General features: G+C 40.7%; 15 protein-coding genes. 7 read left to right on the forward strand and 8 right to left on the reverse strand.

What is annotated here, in order from left to right:
* Positions 1-173: 173 nt before the first annotated feature.
* From QWZ08_RS01085 to QWZ08_RS01115, 7 genes are all read left to right on the forward strand, one after another.
* The gene (locus QWZ08_RS01085) at positions 174-1,241 is read left to right on the forward strand and encodes a sensor histidine kinase (RefSeq protein WP_290335310.1); all 1,068 of its coding nucleotides are present in this window, start codon (positions 174-176) and stop codon (positions 1,239-1,241) included.
* The gene (locus tag QWZ08_RS01090) at positions 1,234-1,929 is read left to right on the forward strand and encodes a LytR/AlgR family response regulator transcription factor (protein ID WP_290335311.1); all 696 of its coding nucleotides are present in this window, start codon (positions 1,234-1,236) and stop codon (positions 1,927-1,929) included. The genes QWZ08_RS01085 and QWZ08_RS01090 overlap by 8 nt, the downstream gene beginning before the upstream one ends.
* 137 nt (positions 1,930-2,066) lie before the next feature.
* Positions 2,067-2,717 (forward strand): porin family protein, encoded by a 651-nt coding sequence (locus tag QWZ08_RS01095; RefSeq protein ID WP_290335312.1) that lies wholly within the window; start codon positions 2,067-2,069, stop codon positions 2,715-2,717.
* 80 nt (positions 2,718-2,797) lie between these two features.
* Positions 2,798-3,535, forward strand: coding sequence for a DUF4386 domain-containing protein (locus QWZ08_RS01100; RefSeq protein WP_290335313.1), 738 nt, complete (start codon positions 2,798-2,800; stop codon positions 3,533-3,535).
* Between the two features lie 289 nt (positions 3,536-3,824).
* Positions 3,825-4,673, forward strand: a complete 849-nt coding sequence (locus QWZ08_RS01105) for an alpha/beta fold hydrolase (RefSeq protein WP_290335314.1) — start codon at positions 3,825-3,827, stop codon at positions 4,671-4,673.
* 440 nt (positions 4,674-5,113) lie between these two features.
* Positions 5,114-6,451: a S41 family peptidase gene (locus QWZ08_RS01110; RefSeq protein WP_290335315.1), complete on the forward strand. Its 1,338-nt coding sequence runs from the start codon at positions 5,114-5,116 to the stop codon at positions 6,449-6,451.
* A 56-nt stretch (positions 6,452-6,507) separates the two neighbouring features.
* On the forward strand, positions 6,508-7,377 hold the full coding sequence (locus QWZ08_RS01115; protein WP_290335316.1) for a CPBP family intramembrane glutamic endopeptidase: 870 nt from the start codon (positions 6,508-6,510) through the stop codon (positions 7,375-7,377).
* A 508-nt stretch (positions 7,378-7,885) separates the two neighbouring features.
* On the opposite strand, the gene QWZ08_RS01120 is transcribed toward QWZ08_RS01115, so the two are convergent.
* The 8 genes from QWZ08_RS01120 to QWZ08_RS01155 form a co-directional block, all read right to left on the reverse strand.
* Entirely contained in the window at positions 7,886-8,908 is a 1,023-nt protein-coding gene (locus QWZ08_RS01120) for an SLAC1 anion channel family protein (protein ID WP_290335317.1), read from the reverse strand.
* Between the two features lie 30 nt (positions 8,909-8,938).
* The gene (locus tag QWZ08_RS01125) at positions 8,939-9,355 is read right to left on the reverse strand and encodes a nuclear transport factor 2 family protein (protein WP_290335318.1); all 417 of its coding nucleotides are present in this window, start codon (positions 9,353-9,355) and stop codon (positions 8,939-8,941) included.
* 128 nt (positions 9,356-9,483) lie between these two features.
* Positions 9,484-10,437: an MBL fold metallo-hydrolase gene (locus QWZ08_RS01130; RefSeq protein WP_290335319.1), complete on the reverse strand. Its 954-nt coding sequence runs from the start codon at positions 10,435-10,437 to the stop codon at positions 9,484-9,486.
* 148 nt (positions 10,438-10,585) lie between these two features.
* Positions 10,586-10,891, reverse strand: a complete 306-nt coding sequence (locus QWZ08_RS01135) for a tautomerase family protein (RefSeq protein WP_290335320.1) — start codon at positions 10,889-10,891, stop codon at positions 10,586-10,588.
* 77 nt (positions 10,892-10,968) lie between these two features.
* Positions 10,969-11,973, reverse strand: coding sequence for a zinc-dependent alcohol dehydrogenase family protein (locus tag QWZ08_RS01140; protein WP_290335322.1), 1,005 nt, complete (start codon positions 11,971-11,973; stop codon positions 10,969-10,971).
* A 136-nt stretch (positions 11,974-12,109) separates the two neighbouring features.
* Complete coding sequence (locus QWZ08_RS01145; protein WP_290335323.1) at positions 12,110-13,186, reverse strand: alpha/beta hydrolase; 1,077 nt, start codon at positions 13,184-13,186, stop codon at positions 12,110-12,112.
* A gap of 815 nt (positions 13,187-14,001) precedes the next feature.
* The gene (locus QWZ08_RS01150; RefSeq protein WP_290335324.1) at positions 14,002-14,520 is read right to left on the reverse strand and encodes a nuclear transport factor 2 family protein; all 519 of its coding nucleotides are present in this window, start codon (positions 14,518-14,520) and stop codon (positions 14,002-14,004) included.
* A gap of 21 nt (positions 14,521-14,541) precedes the next feature.
* Positions 14,542-15,348, reverse strand: coding sequence for an inositol monophosphatase family protein (locus QWZ08_RS01155; RefSeq protein WP_290335325.1), 807 nt, complete (start codon positions 15,346-15,348; stop codon positions 14,542-14,544).
* Positions 15,349-15,395: the final 47 nt, after the last annotated feature.

The raw sequence follows: 15,395 nt of genomic DNA on the forward strand, positions 1-15,395 counted from the left end.
CTGCATAGGAGGAGGCATTCAGGATATTTAAATGGCTGAAAATCTTGCCATATTTTGAAGGGACCGGAGCCTTTTTGCAACAACTCATTTTGCAGACAAATATGGCCTGTTTGCATATCAGTTTCACAAAAGTGAAATTAATAAGAGACCTTCATACTCTTTAAGTACTTATTATGAAAAAGTCTTTTATTGTCTTATTACACATCGGCTTTTGGGCCTGCTATTTTATTTTGATTGTAATCATGTTAAGTGTTTACTATCGCAGCAGCCTGTATGCCAGTGCGCCCAACTCCCGCATGGTGATTGCTTTTAAAAATATCTTATTGTTTGCCTTTACACCCTCCTTTATCACATTTTATTTATACTATGTTATTTTATTTCCTAAATACCTGCAGCAAAAAAAGTTTCTCCAGTCCATTGCTGTCGGCTTGCTTATATCCATTTGTGCATCTATTATAGCCTACATCCTGCACCGCTATTTAATAGAGACAGGCCGTGTGATCGACATGGACCAGGGTGGAAAAAACGGCCGGTCTACTGCTGTAAGGGTAATTATTATCATGACTTTTATTGGTTCTGTTTGTGGCATGGTGGCGTTAGTGATTAAAGGTTTTATCACCTGGTTCAACGAAATAAAATTGAAGCAGGCATTAAAAGAGAAGAACCATGAAATGGAACTGGCACTGATTAAATCCAAGCTGGATCCGCATCTTCTCTTCAATACCATCAATAACATCGATGCACTTATTATAAAAGACGCTGTTGAAGCATCCAACTACTTAAATAAGTTATCCGACATTATGCGGTTTATGTTGTACGAGACAATGGCGGACCAGATACTGCTGTCGCAGGAAATTGAATACATTGAAAAATACATCGCCCTGCAAAAAATAAGAACATCCAACGCCAATTATGTACGGTTTTTAGTAACCGGTCCGATTGGTAATAAGATGATTGCCCCGATGGTTTTTATTCCCTTTATTGAAAATGCTTTTAAACATACCAACAATAAAAAACTGGCGAATGCCATCACCGTTCATATCGTAATAAATGATAAAACCATACAATTGGTATGTGAAAATAAATTTGATTCGAAACCGACCGTGCGGCCACCTGACAGCGGCTTAGGCAATGAGCTGATTCAAAAACGGCTACAACTTATTTACCCGGAAAAACATGTGCTGGAAGTGCATAAAACAGCTGAATTATACACCGTAAACTTAACGATTACCAATGGATAAATATACCTGCATCATTATTGAAGACGAGCCACTGGCGCTGGAAAAAACAAAAGACTTTGTAAACAAAGTTCCCTTCTTAAATTTAAGCGCCACGTTCGACAATGCCTTGAGTGGCCTTACCTACCTGAACAACAATAAGGTAGATGTACTTTTCCTGGATATTAATATGGATGAATTATCCGGCATAGAATTACTGGAAAGTTCTAAAATAACCAGCCAGGTTATTATTACAACAGCCTACCAGGAATATGCTTTAAAGGGCTATGAGCTGCACATTACAGACTACCTTCTAAAACCATTTACATTCAATCGCTTTTTACAAGCCGTAAATAAAGCACAGGAAAATTTAAGCAAGCGTGTAGCGGAAAAATCATTGGATTTTATTTTCGTGAAAACAGAAAACCGACTTGAAAAAATAATGATCAATGACATCCTTTACATAGAAGGGATGAGAGATTATTTACGCATTCATACGCCCGGTAAAAAGATCATGACCTTGCAGGGTTTCAGCGAGCTCGAACAGCTGATACCAGCTCACCTGGTATGCAGGGTACATAAGAGTTTTATGGTTGCCATCAATAAAATAGAATCTATCGAACGCAGCAGGATTAAAATTGCAGATCAGCTGATTCCAGTTTCAGATACCTACAAGGAAGCCTTCCTTCAACTCATCAACAGCAAGCCATAATCCATCCGGAATTTGGAAGATTAAAAAGCCCCGTTGGCAGACATCATTCTTCGCTTTGCATAGCTGAATTGCACGCCCACAGCCGTTCCTATACTTTTGCTTCAGTTAAATAATTAACCAACTTTAAAAAAATTATTATGAAGCAGAAATTACAAACAGTACTCGTAACGGGTATGATTTTTTTGGCAGCAAACACCTTCGGTCAAACCAACACTTACCTGGATTTGATGATCAATGTGGTAAGCACTAACCTCAATTACGGTGATGCCAACAAATCGCTGGCCGACTATAAAAAGTCAACCAATGGTATACAGGCTGGCGTATCCTTCCAGGCTGGTATCACACCCGCATTTTCAATTGTTCCCGAATTGTATTATATGAGGAAAGGTGGCAAATTAAAAGTAAACAATCCGATCACCACTAACGAGTCAAGCCTTCGTTTAAACACTTTGGAATTACCGCTGCTGGGCCGTTTACACATGGGTAGATTTTACGTGAATGCAGGGCCATCCATTGCCTACAACCTGAGTGGCAAAAACACCATGGGCGATCTGTCAACCAAACTCTCTTTCAATAATACCGACGGAGGTTTTAAGCGGTGGGATGCAGGTGTTCAGATGGGTGGTGGTGTTGAGTTTCCTTTTAAACAAAAAAGAATCGCCATTGACATCCGGTACAGCTATGGTTTAAGCGACATATCGTATGACAGGGAAATACACAACAGGGCAGTGATGGTGAGTGTGCATTTTTCCAAAGCATGGTTAACAAACCCATTGGGAAGAAATTGATACTCCTAACGGCGTTCTTTCAACACAGTGTTGTCCATCGTTTCACAAAAAACAGTTGATCAATTTTAAAAAATAGCAACATGAATACCATTCAAAATATAGCTCTCCGCATGGATGTACCAACAGCAAGCGTGCCGATGACTTCACTGCGGAAAAGATCGCTCACTGCAGGCATATTGTACCTGCTCACATTTGTATCCATCCCAACGTTGGCACTCTATCGTCCGGTGCATGCTGCAAACTATATCACAGGTCCTGGGCCTGATACCGCTGCCATCATTGGTGCCATTCTCGAAATCATCGTGGCACTCGCCGGCATCAGCACCGCAGTGGTGTTGTACCCGGTGCTAAGGAAACAAAATGAAAGTGCCGCATTGGGCCTTGTTGCCGCACGCATTCTTGAATCGGGCACCATCTTCGTTGGTGTGGCTTTTCTGCTGTCAATAGTAACGTTAAGACAAGCAGGATCCGGTGCAGCTGCATCGGTTACCGGTCATGCACTTTCAGTGCTTTATGACCGCATCTTTTTACTCGGGCAAAGTTTTATGCCGGCTATATGCGATCTGCTGCTTGGTTTCATGTTGTACAAGTCCCGCCTGGTACCACGAGGCCTTGCGATCATTGGGATGGTGGGAGCAGTGCCGTTGGTGGCGGGTTATGTAGCTATGCTGTTCGGTGTAATCGGGCAACATTCGCCCCTGGCAGGATTGTCCGCAGTACTGGTTGCACTGTTTGAATTCTCGCTGGGCATTTACCTGGTAGTTAAAGGATTCAGGCCATCGGGAATCACTGCCGGTATTCAAATGGAAAGCGAATGATTGTATATGTCTGTATCTGACATTGGGCTGTCCTTTGAGGCGCTGAAAGCCAGGGTAGTTTTGTATCATAAATTAGCAATCAAAAAACTTGAAAATAAACTTTAAAAAATATTCAACAATTGATAGTCACTATTGCAGGTTCAAAAATAAATTTTCTCGACCCTACAGGCAAAATTGTTTATAGTTTACCCAATAAAGAGAATCGCTAAAGAACAGCAGGCAATTGCATACACCAACCTTTAAGTTAGCGGCAATTTTTGACATTCATTAATTCTAACGAGGGAAAAACATGAAAAAAGAGAATAAAAAAAACTATAGGCAACTTCTAATCGACAAAATAGAAGGATTAGTTGAACAAAGAGAAGTAACTATTGTAACAATTAAAACCACCTACTTATTATGTGGAAATGGTAAACCTGTCATTTTCCTGCATGGAGCTGGTGCAGGTGCTGTTACCTGGTATCCATCAATTAATACTATCTCTGAAAATTTTCAAGTAATAGCACCAGATATAGTTGGATATGGAGAATCTGATAAACCTGATGCGCCTTATAACAGGTCATATTTTTCAACCTGGCTCAAAGATTTCATGAAAGAATTGAAAATATCAAAGGCTCATATTGTCGGATTGTCTCAAGGTGGTGCCATTGCGTTGCATTTTGCCATAGAAAATGCTGAAATGGTTGATAAGCTTGTTTTAGTTGACTCTGCAGGTTTAGGTGCAAAAGTCTCTTTTTGGCCTTTAATTGGAACAATATGGATGAATAGTTTTCCATCATCAATGGCAAATCGTTTTAATTCCCGTTATATACTTCATAAACCTATAAACAGAGACCCGAACCATAGTAGCTACTCAATAGCCGTTCTCAAATATAAAGGAGGAAAAAATGCATTTAAGCAAGGGCGTGGAACCGCAGTCTCTAAAATATCAGAAGAATTATTAAAGCAAATAAAAAATGAAACACTTATCATTTGGGGGGAAGATGATAAATTATTTTCTGTTGAATATGGTGAAGCAGCAGCTAAAATTATCCCAAATGCAAAGATTCATTTAATTCAAGATGCTGGACATTTACCATTAATGGATCAACCCGAAATTTTTAATAAAATTCTTGATGATTTTTTAAAAAGCGAATAAAAAACGGCGCACACCAAGAGTATTGCCAATAGTAGGAGTAAACGTTGAAGTAATGGCTGCATTTCGCTTTCAGCTTTGGTTCTGGCAGATGCATTGCTTAAACTAAATATTGCAAACTATCCGGGAACAGCGAATTGTTATGATGGGTTGGGAGATCTGTGCCTGGCAAAAGGAGATACATTAAATGTCATAGCAAGTTTCAAAAAAACGTTGTCGTTAAGGAACATTCCGGAGACAAAACTAAAGCTTGAAACATGATTGAAGCAAAAGAAATAAGTCCTTTATAAAATGCAATATCAAGACCTGGGATGAAATATTTATTATGAAAGCCTCAGGGATGCAGATAAAATTCCAGGTCATTTAAAGATCTGCATTTATCAGTAAGCTGCTACCATTTGTAAAAATCATTTAGCCACACAACAATCAATGAATAAATTCAAATGCAACTTTTTAAAATTACGCACCTGCTTTTTCTTTTTGCTTTTATAATACCGTGTACAGGTAGCGCACAAATTAGTAAACCGCAACCCGTTAACATCAGTCAATTAATCAATTCTGTAACAGATAGTCTAAACAGGCATTATATTTTTCCCGAAAAGGCAGTCATTATATCCGGCTATCTTAAATCGCAACTAAATAAGAACGCTTATGCAGGCTTGCTGAGCAGTCCTCAAAAGCTGGCTGAACAAATAGGCCATGATATAAATGTTGTGTATCACGACCCTCACATGCGGGTAAAATTTGATCCCGGATTTATACCGCAGCAGGTTTCCCAATCCAGTCCTGAAGAAGTGCAGCGTGTAAAAAAATACTGGAAAGAAAATAATTACATGTTTAAGAAAGCTGCGATACTTCCCGGTAATATCGGCTACCTGCCATTTGATTTGTTTACAGATGATATTGAAGCGGCGAAACCCATCATCACTGCAGTGCTTAAATTTTTAATCAATACCGATGCGCTGATCATTGACTTAAGAGAAAATATAGGCGGCAGTCCGCAAATGGTAAGCCAGCTTGAAAGTTATTTTTTTAAAGAGAAGACGCATATGAATGACCTGGTCAACCGCACTAATTTGGTCACCACTTTTCTGTACGCAGACCCTGCCAAAGCAGATAGTCTATACCTTTCTATGCCTGTTTACATTTTAACCAGCCAGCATACATTTTCAGGAGCAGAGGATTTTAGTTACGGAATGCAGGTTGCGAAAAGAGCCATTGTGGTAGGCGAAACAACCGGTGGTGGCGCCCATCCGCAAATGCCTTTTTCAGTTGGTCAGAGCTTCATGGTATTCATTCCATTCGCCCGTTCACTTAACCCTGTTACGCAAACAGACTGGGAAGGAAAAGGTGTGATACCGGATGCACAAACTACTGCCAGTAAGGCTTACTTAAAAGCACAGGAAATGATATTCAGGAACCGGTTATTAGCAGCAACCGATCAAAAAGAGAAAAACAAATATTTATACTACCTAAATGCGCTGCTGGTAGATGTGGCAAATCAGGGGCTTTCTTTAAAGGAATTACTGCCTTTTGCAGGTACCTATGGGGGCTTGATTATCTACCCGGAGAAAAATAAATTGTATTGTAAAAATGATAACAACGGCGGTGCAGTTTCAGAGTTGAAATTTATAACCAACCATCTTTTTGTACTTGATAAAGATGCCCAGGTAGAATTTGTGAAAAACAGCAAAGGACAGTATGCTGATATAAAAATACTCGTGAATGATGGAAGCGTGTTTGAAGAAAAGAGAACCAGTAATGCACATTTAATAAAGTAATCACGGATAACGGAGCCGAATTGCTGAACAGATTTTAAACAACTAAAATAATAATCATGACAACAACCATTTTTAAACAGCAGCTATTACATTCTGCTTTAGTAAGAATAATTTTCGGCGTATTGATCTGCCTGGTAGCCGTAATTATCGGGCAGCAGCTATTTCAGCAAATACCCGGTATTCATTCGCTCAACACCAATCCGAGAAATCTGATAAAAGGCATCTTCGTATCCATTTTGACAATCGGCAGCTACTGGCTTTTTTACCGTAAGTACGAAAGCAGGATCGTTACGGAACTATCAGCAAAAGGTATCGGGAAGAAATTATTGGCGGGCATCGTAACCGGCAGCGGTTTACAATGCCTCACTATTGTTGTGGTATATCTGTATGGCGGATTCCGGGTAATTGCTGTCAACCCAGTTGCCACATTAATCATCCCTTTTACCGTTGCATTTACGGTGTCGATATTAGAAGAGATACTGCTGAGAGGTATCGTGTTTAGAATTACAGAAGAAAAATGGGGCAGCGTGATTGCGTTAACTATTTCGGGATTGATTTTCGCAGGCTTGCACCTTGTTAACCCGCATGTTACCCTGGTATCGATTGTATGTATCACCGTGGTGGGTGTGCTGCTGGGTGCGGCCTATATGTATTACAGAAATTTATGGGTGCCCATAGCTATACATTTTGCCTGGAATTTTACACAGAACGGAATTTTTGGTGCCATCACTTCCGGCAATGAAAAAACAAGCAGTTTGTTAACCACGCAAATCACTGGCTCCGAACTATTGACTGGTGGGCAGTTTGGACCGGAAGGATCAATACAAGCTGTGTTGCTTTGCCTCACTGCTGCCATCCCTATTATCAGGATACTTTATAAACAAGATAAAATAATTAAGCCGTCGAGTAACAACCAGGCACTGTAAATTAGTTTGAACTTCAATAGGCACTGCAATGCTGCAAAAGATCCTGTATCACATTTATTGTATGCTAAAGTATGTACCGGTAAAGATGCAAACTATATGAGACTGCTACGGAATAAGGGAGGACCTCAAAGCCGAATCAAGTCACAGTGACACTACTTTCAGTACACTGTTGCTTTGGTACGGAAGCTCCTAGCCCTTCGTTGTTCTTTAAATTAATGTTTATTGATAAAATTAAAATTCATCTCCTTCAATTTTAATCACTGCTCCATCCTTTGCAACGGGGAATGCTTGCTGAGCTATGTAAAATGATCTGATTAATATGATAGGGCGATGTAATCGTATTTAAATGCGTGTGTGCTTCAAGTAGGTAGTTCAATAAAAAATATTCGATATTCCCATACGAATTTACACGGACTAGTTGGAGCTTGCCGATGTTATTTTGGTTTAAATAGAATGCCGCAATTCTCTGCCTAATCCTGGATCAAATGTGCCTGCTTTTCCGGAAGTCTTAGCGCACCGATGTTTGTAATCCTTTAGTGGCATTTTCCGCTGTACTGTTGTTTAAGAAAAGCTGGTTGGTTATAATGCGGTAAAAAGTGATTGTCAGCAGGTATAGCAACGTCAGTGTCAGCAGGGGTAACAAAACTGCGGGAATCCACTGGACCGGAATTGGTGTGGGATGCGAAGTATACCTGAAGGACGCAATGGTTATTGCGGCTAATGGAAAACTTACTGACCACCACGATACCCTGAACGGACAGCATTTAGGTAATAAGGCGATTTTGCTGGCTAATAACACCAGTAAAAATAAACCTGCATAATAAAGTATTGATCCCGTGATATCCCGGCCCCCGGTTAAATCTTCATAATCCGAATAGGTTATCGCAAAAGGGAGCAATAATACCAGAAGGGTAGGCTGCAGCGCTTCGGGCAGAGGGGGCCCAAAAAATAATCTTGCAAAGACAATGGGCAGGATAATGATCGCCAGGAATACCCCCACTGCAAAACAATACAAACAGATTTCTCTGGCGCCAGCGAAATGTAACTGGCTTCCCACAATCGGAACATCCAGCATCCCCACCACCGGTAGTAACCAGGATGGCTGTGCATCAGATGTGTTTTGCTGAATCCTCATCCATTTGCCTAATACCAACAGCGTGAATAGTATGATCAGCGCTACACCTGCTGACCAGACAACTGTGGCAATTCGTTCTGAAAAAGGCAGTACAATACCGGGCAACAAAAGCAGGCTCACAATAAAAGTGGTAAAGAAAGGGGAGGAGACCGGGTTATTAAACTCATTGATCACTGTTGATGGGTATTTAATCCATTTCACCAGATAAGCAGTGAATAAAGCAAGGAAGAGAACAATAGCTAACAGGCCAATGGCTTTGCTCATCCAGTGCGGGAAGCCCCATTTTGCTTCTGCCAACCTCCAGGAAAAAGTTAATCCAGTCATTCCCAGAATTCCGCCAAAAAGGCTAACGGGAAGAAACGAAATAAAACTTGTATTTAATTTAGCTGAACCCATCTGAATTGTTTTAATGTCTTTCGGACGCTTTTATATTTTTATTTTTCTTTCGCTTTCCAGTATCTCCAGTTCATTGATACTTGCATAACGTCTGGTCATTAAACCATTCTCATCAAATTCCCAGTTCTCATTCCCATAAGCCCGGAACCACTGTCCCTCATCATTATGGTATTCATATTCAAACCGCACAGCTATCCTGTTATCGGTATGTGCCCAATACTCTTTCACTAGTCTGTAATCTAATTCCCTATTCCATTTTTCAGACAGGAAAGCCACAATCTCTTCTCTGCCATTAATAAATAAATTCCGGTTTCGCCATTCGCTATCCACGGAATATGCTTTTGAAACCCTGACAGGGTCTTTGCTATTCCAGGCATCCTCGGCCAATTGTATTTTTTGTCTCGCCTTTTCCAATGTAAAAGGCGGAAGGGGGTGTCGTTGCTCCATGGCAGATATTTTACGTAATGCTTTTTGATAAATTGATAGTTGTCGGGCATACACTGTACATCCCTTGAACGGGCCAGTTTCAATAAAGACTAACAATTACGTACAACCTAAATTTTTGCTGCCTAGCGTTACACATCCGCATAAACAAGCTTGGTGAAAAAAGCTCCATTCAGAACAAAATTTCCGTATTGGGCATCAAATGCAGCGGTAGGTTTTGCATCAACAGTTTCCTGCATGGTTCTTCCATCTTTTTTTAATGCTCCTACTTTTTCCCTGACTGCAACCAGCATATCCCTGAATTGGAGTAACTGGTTGCGGTTACCGACGGCACCATGACCGGGGATAATCATTGTTTTGTCTGTTGTAACACTAAGATTATAATTTGAGGCTTCAATCATGCCATCAATGGTTCCGCCACTATCATGATCAATAAAAGGATAATGTGCATTCCACCAGGTATCACCCACATGAAGAATGTCTGCCCCGGGGAAATAAACAGAAATGTCACAATCCGTATGGGAAGGTTTGTAATACTTCATTTGAATTTCTGTACCATTAAATTTCAGTTTGTGTTCATCCCGGAAAATGATGGTGGGAAGTGCCTCCTTTGGTGCAGGAGGGAAGGTGTAATTCCAGTCCTTGACAGTAATCTTGCTTCCCAGATTCTTTTTTGTGTTCTCGTGAGCAATAATCGTTGCCCCTGTTTTATGAATCCATTCGTTGCCTTCCGCATGATCGAAATGCCAATGGGTGTTGATCAGATATTTTATCGGCTTAGTACTGATGCCTTTAATAGCAGCAGCTATTTTCTTCCGGGATACAGCGATTCCTCCATCCACCATTAATATTCCTTCCGGCCCATTAAATACTGCAATGTTTCCGCCTGAACCTTGCAACAGGTAAATATTCCCCCTAAGGGATTGAACAGAAATGCTGGCTTTTGCGGCTTCGTTTTTTATAGTAATGACCGGGCTGTTTTGTGCAAACAGGCTCCTGGGCATAAGAATGGTTCCCGCTGTAATGATACCAACGCTGCGTAAAAAGCCAACACGTGAAATTTTATTTGTTTGTTCTTTATTCATAATCTGATCATTAATTTTCACATCTTTATGAAATCATTGTAGTGCGCTGCTGCTTATCCTGTAGCTATTTGTCTCCACCTCCAATACAAAAGGAAGTTCTATAAATAAGGTCTTTCTCTGCTGCCGCATAGACGCAGTAATGGTGGAATTATTTTTTTTCATTCACCGGAACCGCTGCAGCCCATTCCGGACGGGTGACAGGGTGACCATTCAGCATTTCTACAACAGACGCTGAGCGCCTTAAAGTGTCTTCCAGTGACTTTGGCCCCTGGAATGGCCGGCCTCCGATATGCCATCCGTCTGTATGGAGTTCTTCAATTAAAACCCAGACTACTTCCCGGAAGGCTTCTGATCCCTCGAATTTTACCATAACATCAGTGAGTGCTGCTGCAAGAGCATGTTTTTCTTCGGTGGTAAATACTCCTTCTACCAACGTAACTTTTACAAAAGGCATAGTATATTTTTTTAGTGATTAATTTGATGTTTACTTTTATTTGGCTGCTATTAACCTGAAATTGGATCTAGGTTGATTCAGTCAATATCAATTACAATTTTACCAAGGTTCTTTCCGTTTTTCAGCACCCCATGTGCTTCTTCAATTTCTTCCATCGTAAAATTTCTGGGGTCAACGAGCACTTTCAATTTTCCTTCCTCGGCAAGCTTTGTTGCCTCCCGTAAGATTTCTCCGTGATGCGCTCTCCCGATTCCTGTTAAAAGTGGAAGTAAGGTAAAGACCCCTGAATAAGTGGCAGCCCTGAAGGAGAGTGGGGCAAGTTTATGGGTGCCCCATCCAAGACAGCTCACCACATGGCCGGTATATTTTTTTACCGCATGAAAAGAATTATCTAGTGTGGTTCCCCCCACTGTATCATAAACGATATCAAAACCTTCGCCACCCGTTAATGCTTCCACATATTGTTCAACGGCAAGAGTCTCGTAGTTTATGGTCGTTGCTCCGAAATGGGCAATTGTTTTTTCCTGTTCTGCTGCAATAGTGGTGAAAACTTCTGCTCCGAAAGCCATTGCAATCTGGACAGCCATATGGCCAACACCTCCGGCTCCACCGTGTATCAGTACCTTTTGCCCTGGTTTAATTTTTGCCCGATCTACTAATCCCTCCCATGCGGTAATAAATACCAGAGGGGTGGCAGCAGCCTCTTTCATTGTAAAATTGGTGGGTTTCCTGGCAATGAGGTCGGCGTCTACAACAGCATATTCTGCCAGAGATCCAGGCACATTGCCAATCCCCCCTGTCATTCCAAAGACTTCATCCCCAACTTTAAAATTGGAAACACCATGTCCTACTGATTCCACAATGCCCGCTAAATCTATCCCCAGTATGGCGGGTAATTTGACTTTGGCATGAGGAGCATTGCCGCTGCTGATTTTTACATCCAGAGGATTTGTTCCGCTTGCTTTAATACGCACAAGAACCTGGCTATCTCCTACGGATGGACGCTCTAATTCCGACACTTTAAAGGAGCTTTCATGTGCTTCTAAAATAGCCGCTTTCATTAATTTATTATTGTTACCCATAACGGTAGTTTGTGAAAATGATGATGATTATATTTTGGATTAAAAGGTGTTTTATCACGCCCTTTATCAGGTGATCCAACAAGAATCGGACGTTGATTTTAGCGGGCATGGTGGTTGATACCTTGCTAACAACGCTTTATTTCAGGTATTTCTTCAATTCCGCCGCCGCCTGGATAAATGCAGATTGTGTTGCGGGCAAATCAGCCAGGCCATTGAGCAGGCCAAAGTCATGAATAGTGCCATTGTAACGTACAACAGTTACGGGTACACCTGCCTCATCTAATTTCCTCCCATAGGCTTCCCCTTCATCACGCAATACATCATTGCCTGCTACCTGTATCAGCGCAGGTGGTAAGCCTTTTAATTGTTCAATTGTAGCCTGCAGGGGAGAGGCATAGATTTCTTTGCGTTGCTTGGGATCTGTGGTATACATGTCGTACATCCATTTCATCACAGAAGTAGTGAGGAAACGGTCTTTACCAAATTGTTTGTACGACGCGGTCTCAAAGTCTGCATCGACTATCGGCCACATCAGTATTTGTACTTTGATGGCCGGGCCATTGTTTTCCTTTGCCTTGATGGCGGTTACTGCACTCATATTTCCTCCCACACTATTGCCGACAATTGCCATGTTTTTACCGTCTACATTTATTTCTGCACCATGTTCGGCCACCCATTTTGTGGCAGCATAAATCTCATTTACCTGTGTGGGATATTTGGCATCCGGAGTAGGGGTATAGTTTATAAAGACGCCTGAATAACCAGTGAGTGCGGTAAGGTCTCTTACCATTCTTTTGTGGGTGGGATAATCTCCCAGTACCCATCCACCGCCATGGAGAAATATAAATACCGGCAGGATGCCTTTTACACCTGCAGGACGCACTATATTCAGTTTAATGGTATGTCCGTCAGCAGTAATGGTTTTTTCGGATTCATCGATACCTGAAAGATCAACCTTAACTGAAGCCTGTGCATTAACCAGCACTTTCCTGGCCTCCTCTGGACTTAAAGTTTCCAACGGTTTTCCTCCACTTGTATTCAGGGCTTTTAAAAATGCTTTTGTTTTACTGTCAAGTAAAGGATCGGCTGCATAGTCAGCAACTGCAATTTCATTTTTCATTTCGGTGTTGTTTTGTTGTTTGGAATTTGACGGTTGGCCATTGGTGCAACCCATTGCACACAGTGCACCTGCCAGTATCATGTACTTTTTCATAATTGGTGATTTATTTTTTATCTACTTATAAATATGTGCCAGCTCAGGCACTGATGTTTTGCGGCAGAATACCTTAAACATATTATCCGGTTGCTATTGTTTTCTTTCCCATGTAAAGATCAGCTGTACTGTTGGCTTTCATTTTTCCGTAATATTCAAACTTTTTGATTTTTTAGTTCAGTTTGTTGGTCTTAAAATGTGCATTAATCTATGAAGGGGATTCCTTGCAAGAGGCACAATACAGCAACTATATAAAAGCGTTATTTTATGAATATTGCATTTTTGTTTTCAGTTTTACAGCCCTCTTTCCGGTGCATTGGATTTTTTCAAAACAGTCACAGGTCATGTATAATTTTAAGGGATTTTTTTGTATGATATTTATACTATGTCAATTGAATTATTCTGGATACCTGGATACCTGGATAGTTTTGGTTATGGGAAAGTTTAAGCGCAGCATTTGTTTTACAAAACCGGATTACTCATTTTTCCTCCTTTCAACTTCATCTAATATTGCTATTCAATTTTTACATTGGTTCCGCCTAATGAGCGAAAGTAAAATCATCCTGGAGACAGTCTACAGGAAACAGTGGGAATCCTATTTAAGCTGGCCTTGTAGAAAATGGAAGGCTGTTTGTTATTTGCTTTGATATTTGTCCGAAGAAACAAAGACTACTGAAGTGATGAGCAACGGGTGCATCAGCTTTCTACCAATACCACGATAATTATCATTACGATTATTCGCTAATAAAAAATCCCTGCGACAGTTCCGTAAAAAGGAACAGCTTCAGGGATTCGGTACAAATGGCTTGCTGACTTTATTGTCCGGGAATTACGAAAGTCATATCGTGGTAAATTCTGTGAGTGGTAATCTTCCATTCCCCATTTGTTTTAATTAGAGAAGGTTTGTAATAACCGGATTCAGTCGGAGTTATTGTACCCATCAAACCAAGTGTTCCTGCCGGCCAGCCGCCTTCAGGCTTACCGGCACCAACGCAGTCGAACCTGATAAATTGAGCATCCATAAAAGCCACTTCACCATGTACTGAAATGATGTGATCGTGTGTTGTGTGATGACTCCAGCCTCTTACAGGATGCGGTTTCATCAGGTTGGAAATGGCATTTGCAATTTCTTCTTTGCCTGTTAACACAAATAATCGTACAGGATTTCCGCTGTTGAAAGAATAGATTTCAACTTTACCATCCTCAGTAAAAAGACTGCTTAAAGATGCCCCGTCAAGTGCATCTGCTGCTCTGACATATTTCGCAAGTACCTGTTGAATTGCTCTTTCATCACTCATTTGATAAGCGCCGGTTATTTGATTTTTTTCTATCATTTTTTTCTTTTTTATTTATTTTTAATCTTGTTCTCTTAAAGTGTTTACCAACTTTAATAATACAGGAGAGTAGCCTACCAATAAACTATTGTCACCCCATTGCCACGCATCGCCATTTATATTTAATACGGCTGCTCCTGCTTCTTTTGCTATTAATATTCCGGCAATCCAGTTGTAGGTATCTAAACCCTCCTGGCAAAACAGATCGATTCTTCCTGCGCCTACATTCGCAATCTGTAATCCGCAGGGGCCGTAATTTCTAACTGCACCATATTCATTCAATAATCTTACTATAAGCGCTCCTGTTTTTTCATTTAAACCATCCACACTGTTTTGTAAAGGAGGGTGATTGAAAGAAGTCAGCATGTACTTCGACTCTGTTTTTTGAGCTATTTTTAACTTGACATTATTCAAAAACGCACCCTGGTCTTTTTCTGCCCAAAACATTTCCTTATGTATTGGGTCGTATATTATCGCCAGATTCGGTTGACCGTTTCTGATCAGCACCAGATTGATTGTCCAACCCGGCAAATGCTGCATATACTGTACTGCACCATCCATTGTATCACAAATCCAATAGTCAGGTAAATCATTTGCTTTTTTTTGTTTTTCGAAATTCAATTCATCTTCAACCCAGGGAATTCCGGGATAATATTTGTAAATAGTATCCTTCATATAACTCAGGCATTTTTGTTCGATTGTATTAAATAACAGGAGAAATTGGGATGAACCTGCAGGTATTCTTTCTTTCTTAAAATCCATGGCAAACTCATCTCCGATGGTTTTAACTATATTTAAAATTATGGGTACGTTAATAGCTTGTTTCATCTTTCGTTTTATAATATTCCCTGGTGTCAAAATTCACTAGGATGCTG

The organism is Ferruginibacter paludis (genome assembly GCF_030409685.1).
Taxonomy (GTDB): Bacteria; Bacteroidota; Bacteroidia; order Chitinophagales; family Chitinophagaceae; genus Ferruginibacter; species Ferruginibacter paludis.

Bases quoted from the DNA above. Each gene is read 5' to 3' on its own strand.
- QWZ08_RS01145 (WP_290335323.1), bottom strand. From the start codon at position 13,186: ATGAAAAAGTACATGATACTGGCAGGTGCACTGTGTGCAATGGGTTGC.
- QWZ08_RS01100 (WP_290335313.1), top strand. From the start codon at position 2,798: ATGAATACCATTCAAAATATAGCTCTCCGCATGGATGTACCAACAGCA.
- QWZ08_RS01095 (WP_290335312.1), top strand. From the start codon at position 2,067: ATGAAGCAGAAATTACAAACAGTACTCGTAACGGGTATGATTTTTTTG.
- QWZ08_RS01090 (WP_290335311.1), top strand. From the start codon at position 1,234: ATGGATAAATATACCTGCATCATTATTGAAGACGAGCCACTGGCGCTG.
- QWZ08_RS01125 (WP_290335318.1), bottom strand. From the start codon at position 9,355: ATGGAGCAACGACACCCCCTTCCGCCTTTTACATTGGAAAAGGCGAGA.
- QWZ08_RS01130 (WP_290335319.1), bottom strand. From the start codon at position 10,437: ATGAATAAAGAACAAACAAATAAAATTTCACGTGTTGGCTTTTTACGC.
- QWZ08_RS01085 (WP_290335310.1), top strand. From the start codon at position 174: ATGAAAAAGTCTTTTATTGTCTTATTACACATCGGCTTTTGGGCCTGC.
- QWZ08_RS01105 (WP_290335314.1), top strand. From the start codon at position 3,825: ATGAAAAAAGAGAATAAAAAAAACTATAGGCAACTTCTAATCGACAAA.
- QWZ08_RS01140 (WP_290335322.1), bottom strand. From the start codon at position 11,973: ATGGGTAACAATAATAAATTAATGAAAGCGGCTATTTTAGAAGCACAT.
- QWZ08_RS01110 (WP_290335315.1), top strand. From the start codon at position 5,114: ATGCAACTTTTTAAAATTACGCACCTGCTTTTTCTTTTTGCTTTTATA.
- QWZ08_RS01115 (WP_290335316.1), top strand. From the start codon at position 6,508: ATGACAACAACCATTTTTAAACAGCAGCTATTACATTCTGCTTTAGTA.
- QWZ08_RS01155 (WP_290335325.1), bottom strand. From the start codon at position 15,348: ATGAAACAAGCTATTAACGTACCCATAATTTTAAATATAGTTAAAACC.
- QWZ08_RS01150 (WP_290335324.1), bottom strand. From the start codon at position 14,520: ATGATAGAAAAAAATCAAATAACCGGCGCTTATCAAATGAGTGATGAA.
- QWZ08_RS01120 (WP_290335317.1), bottom strand. From the start codon at position 8,908: ATGGGTTCAGCTAAATTAAATACAAGTTTTATTTCGTTTCTTCCCGTT.
- QWZ08_RS01135 (WP_290335320.1), bottom strand. From the start codon at position 10,891: ATGCCTTTTGTAAAAGTTACGTTGGTAGAAGGAGTATTTACCACCGAA.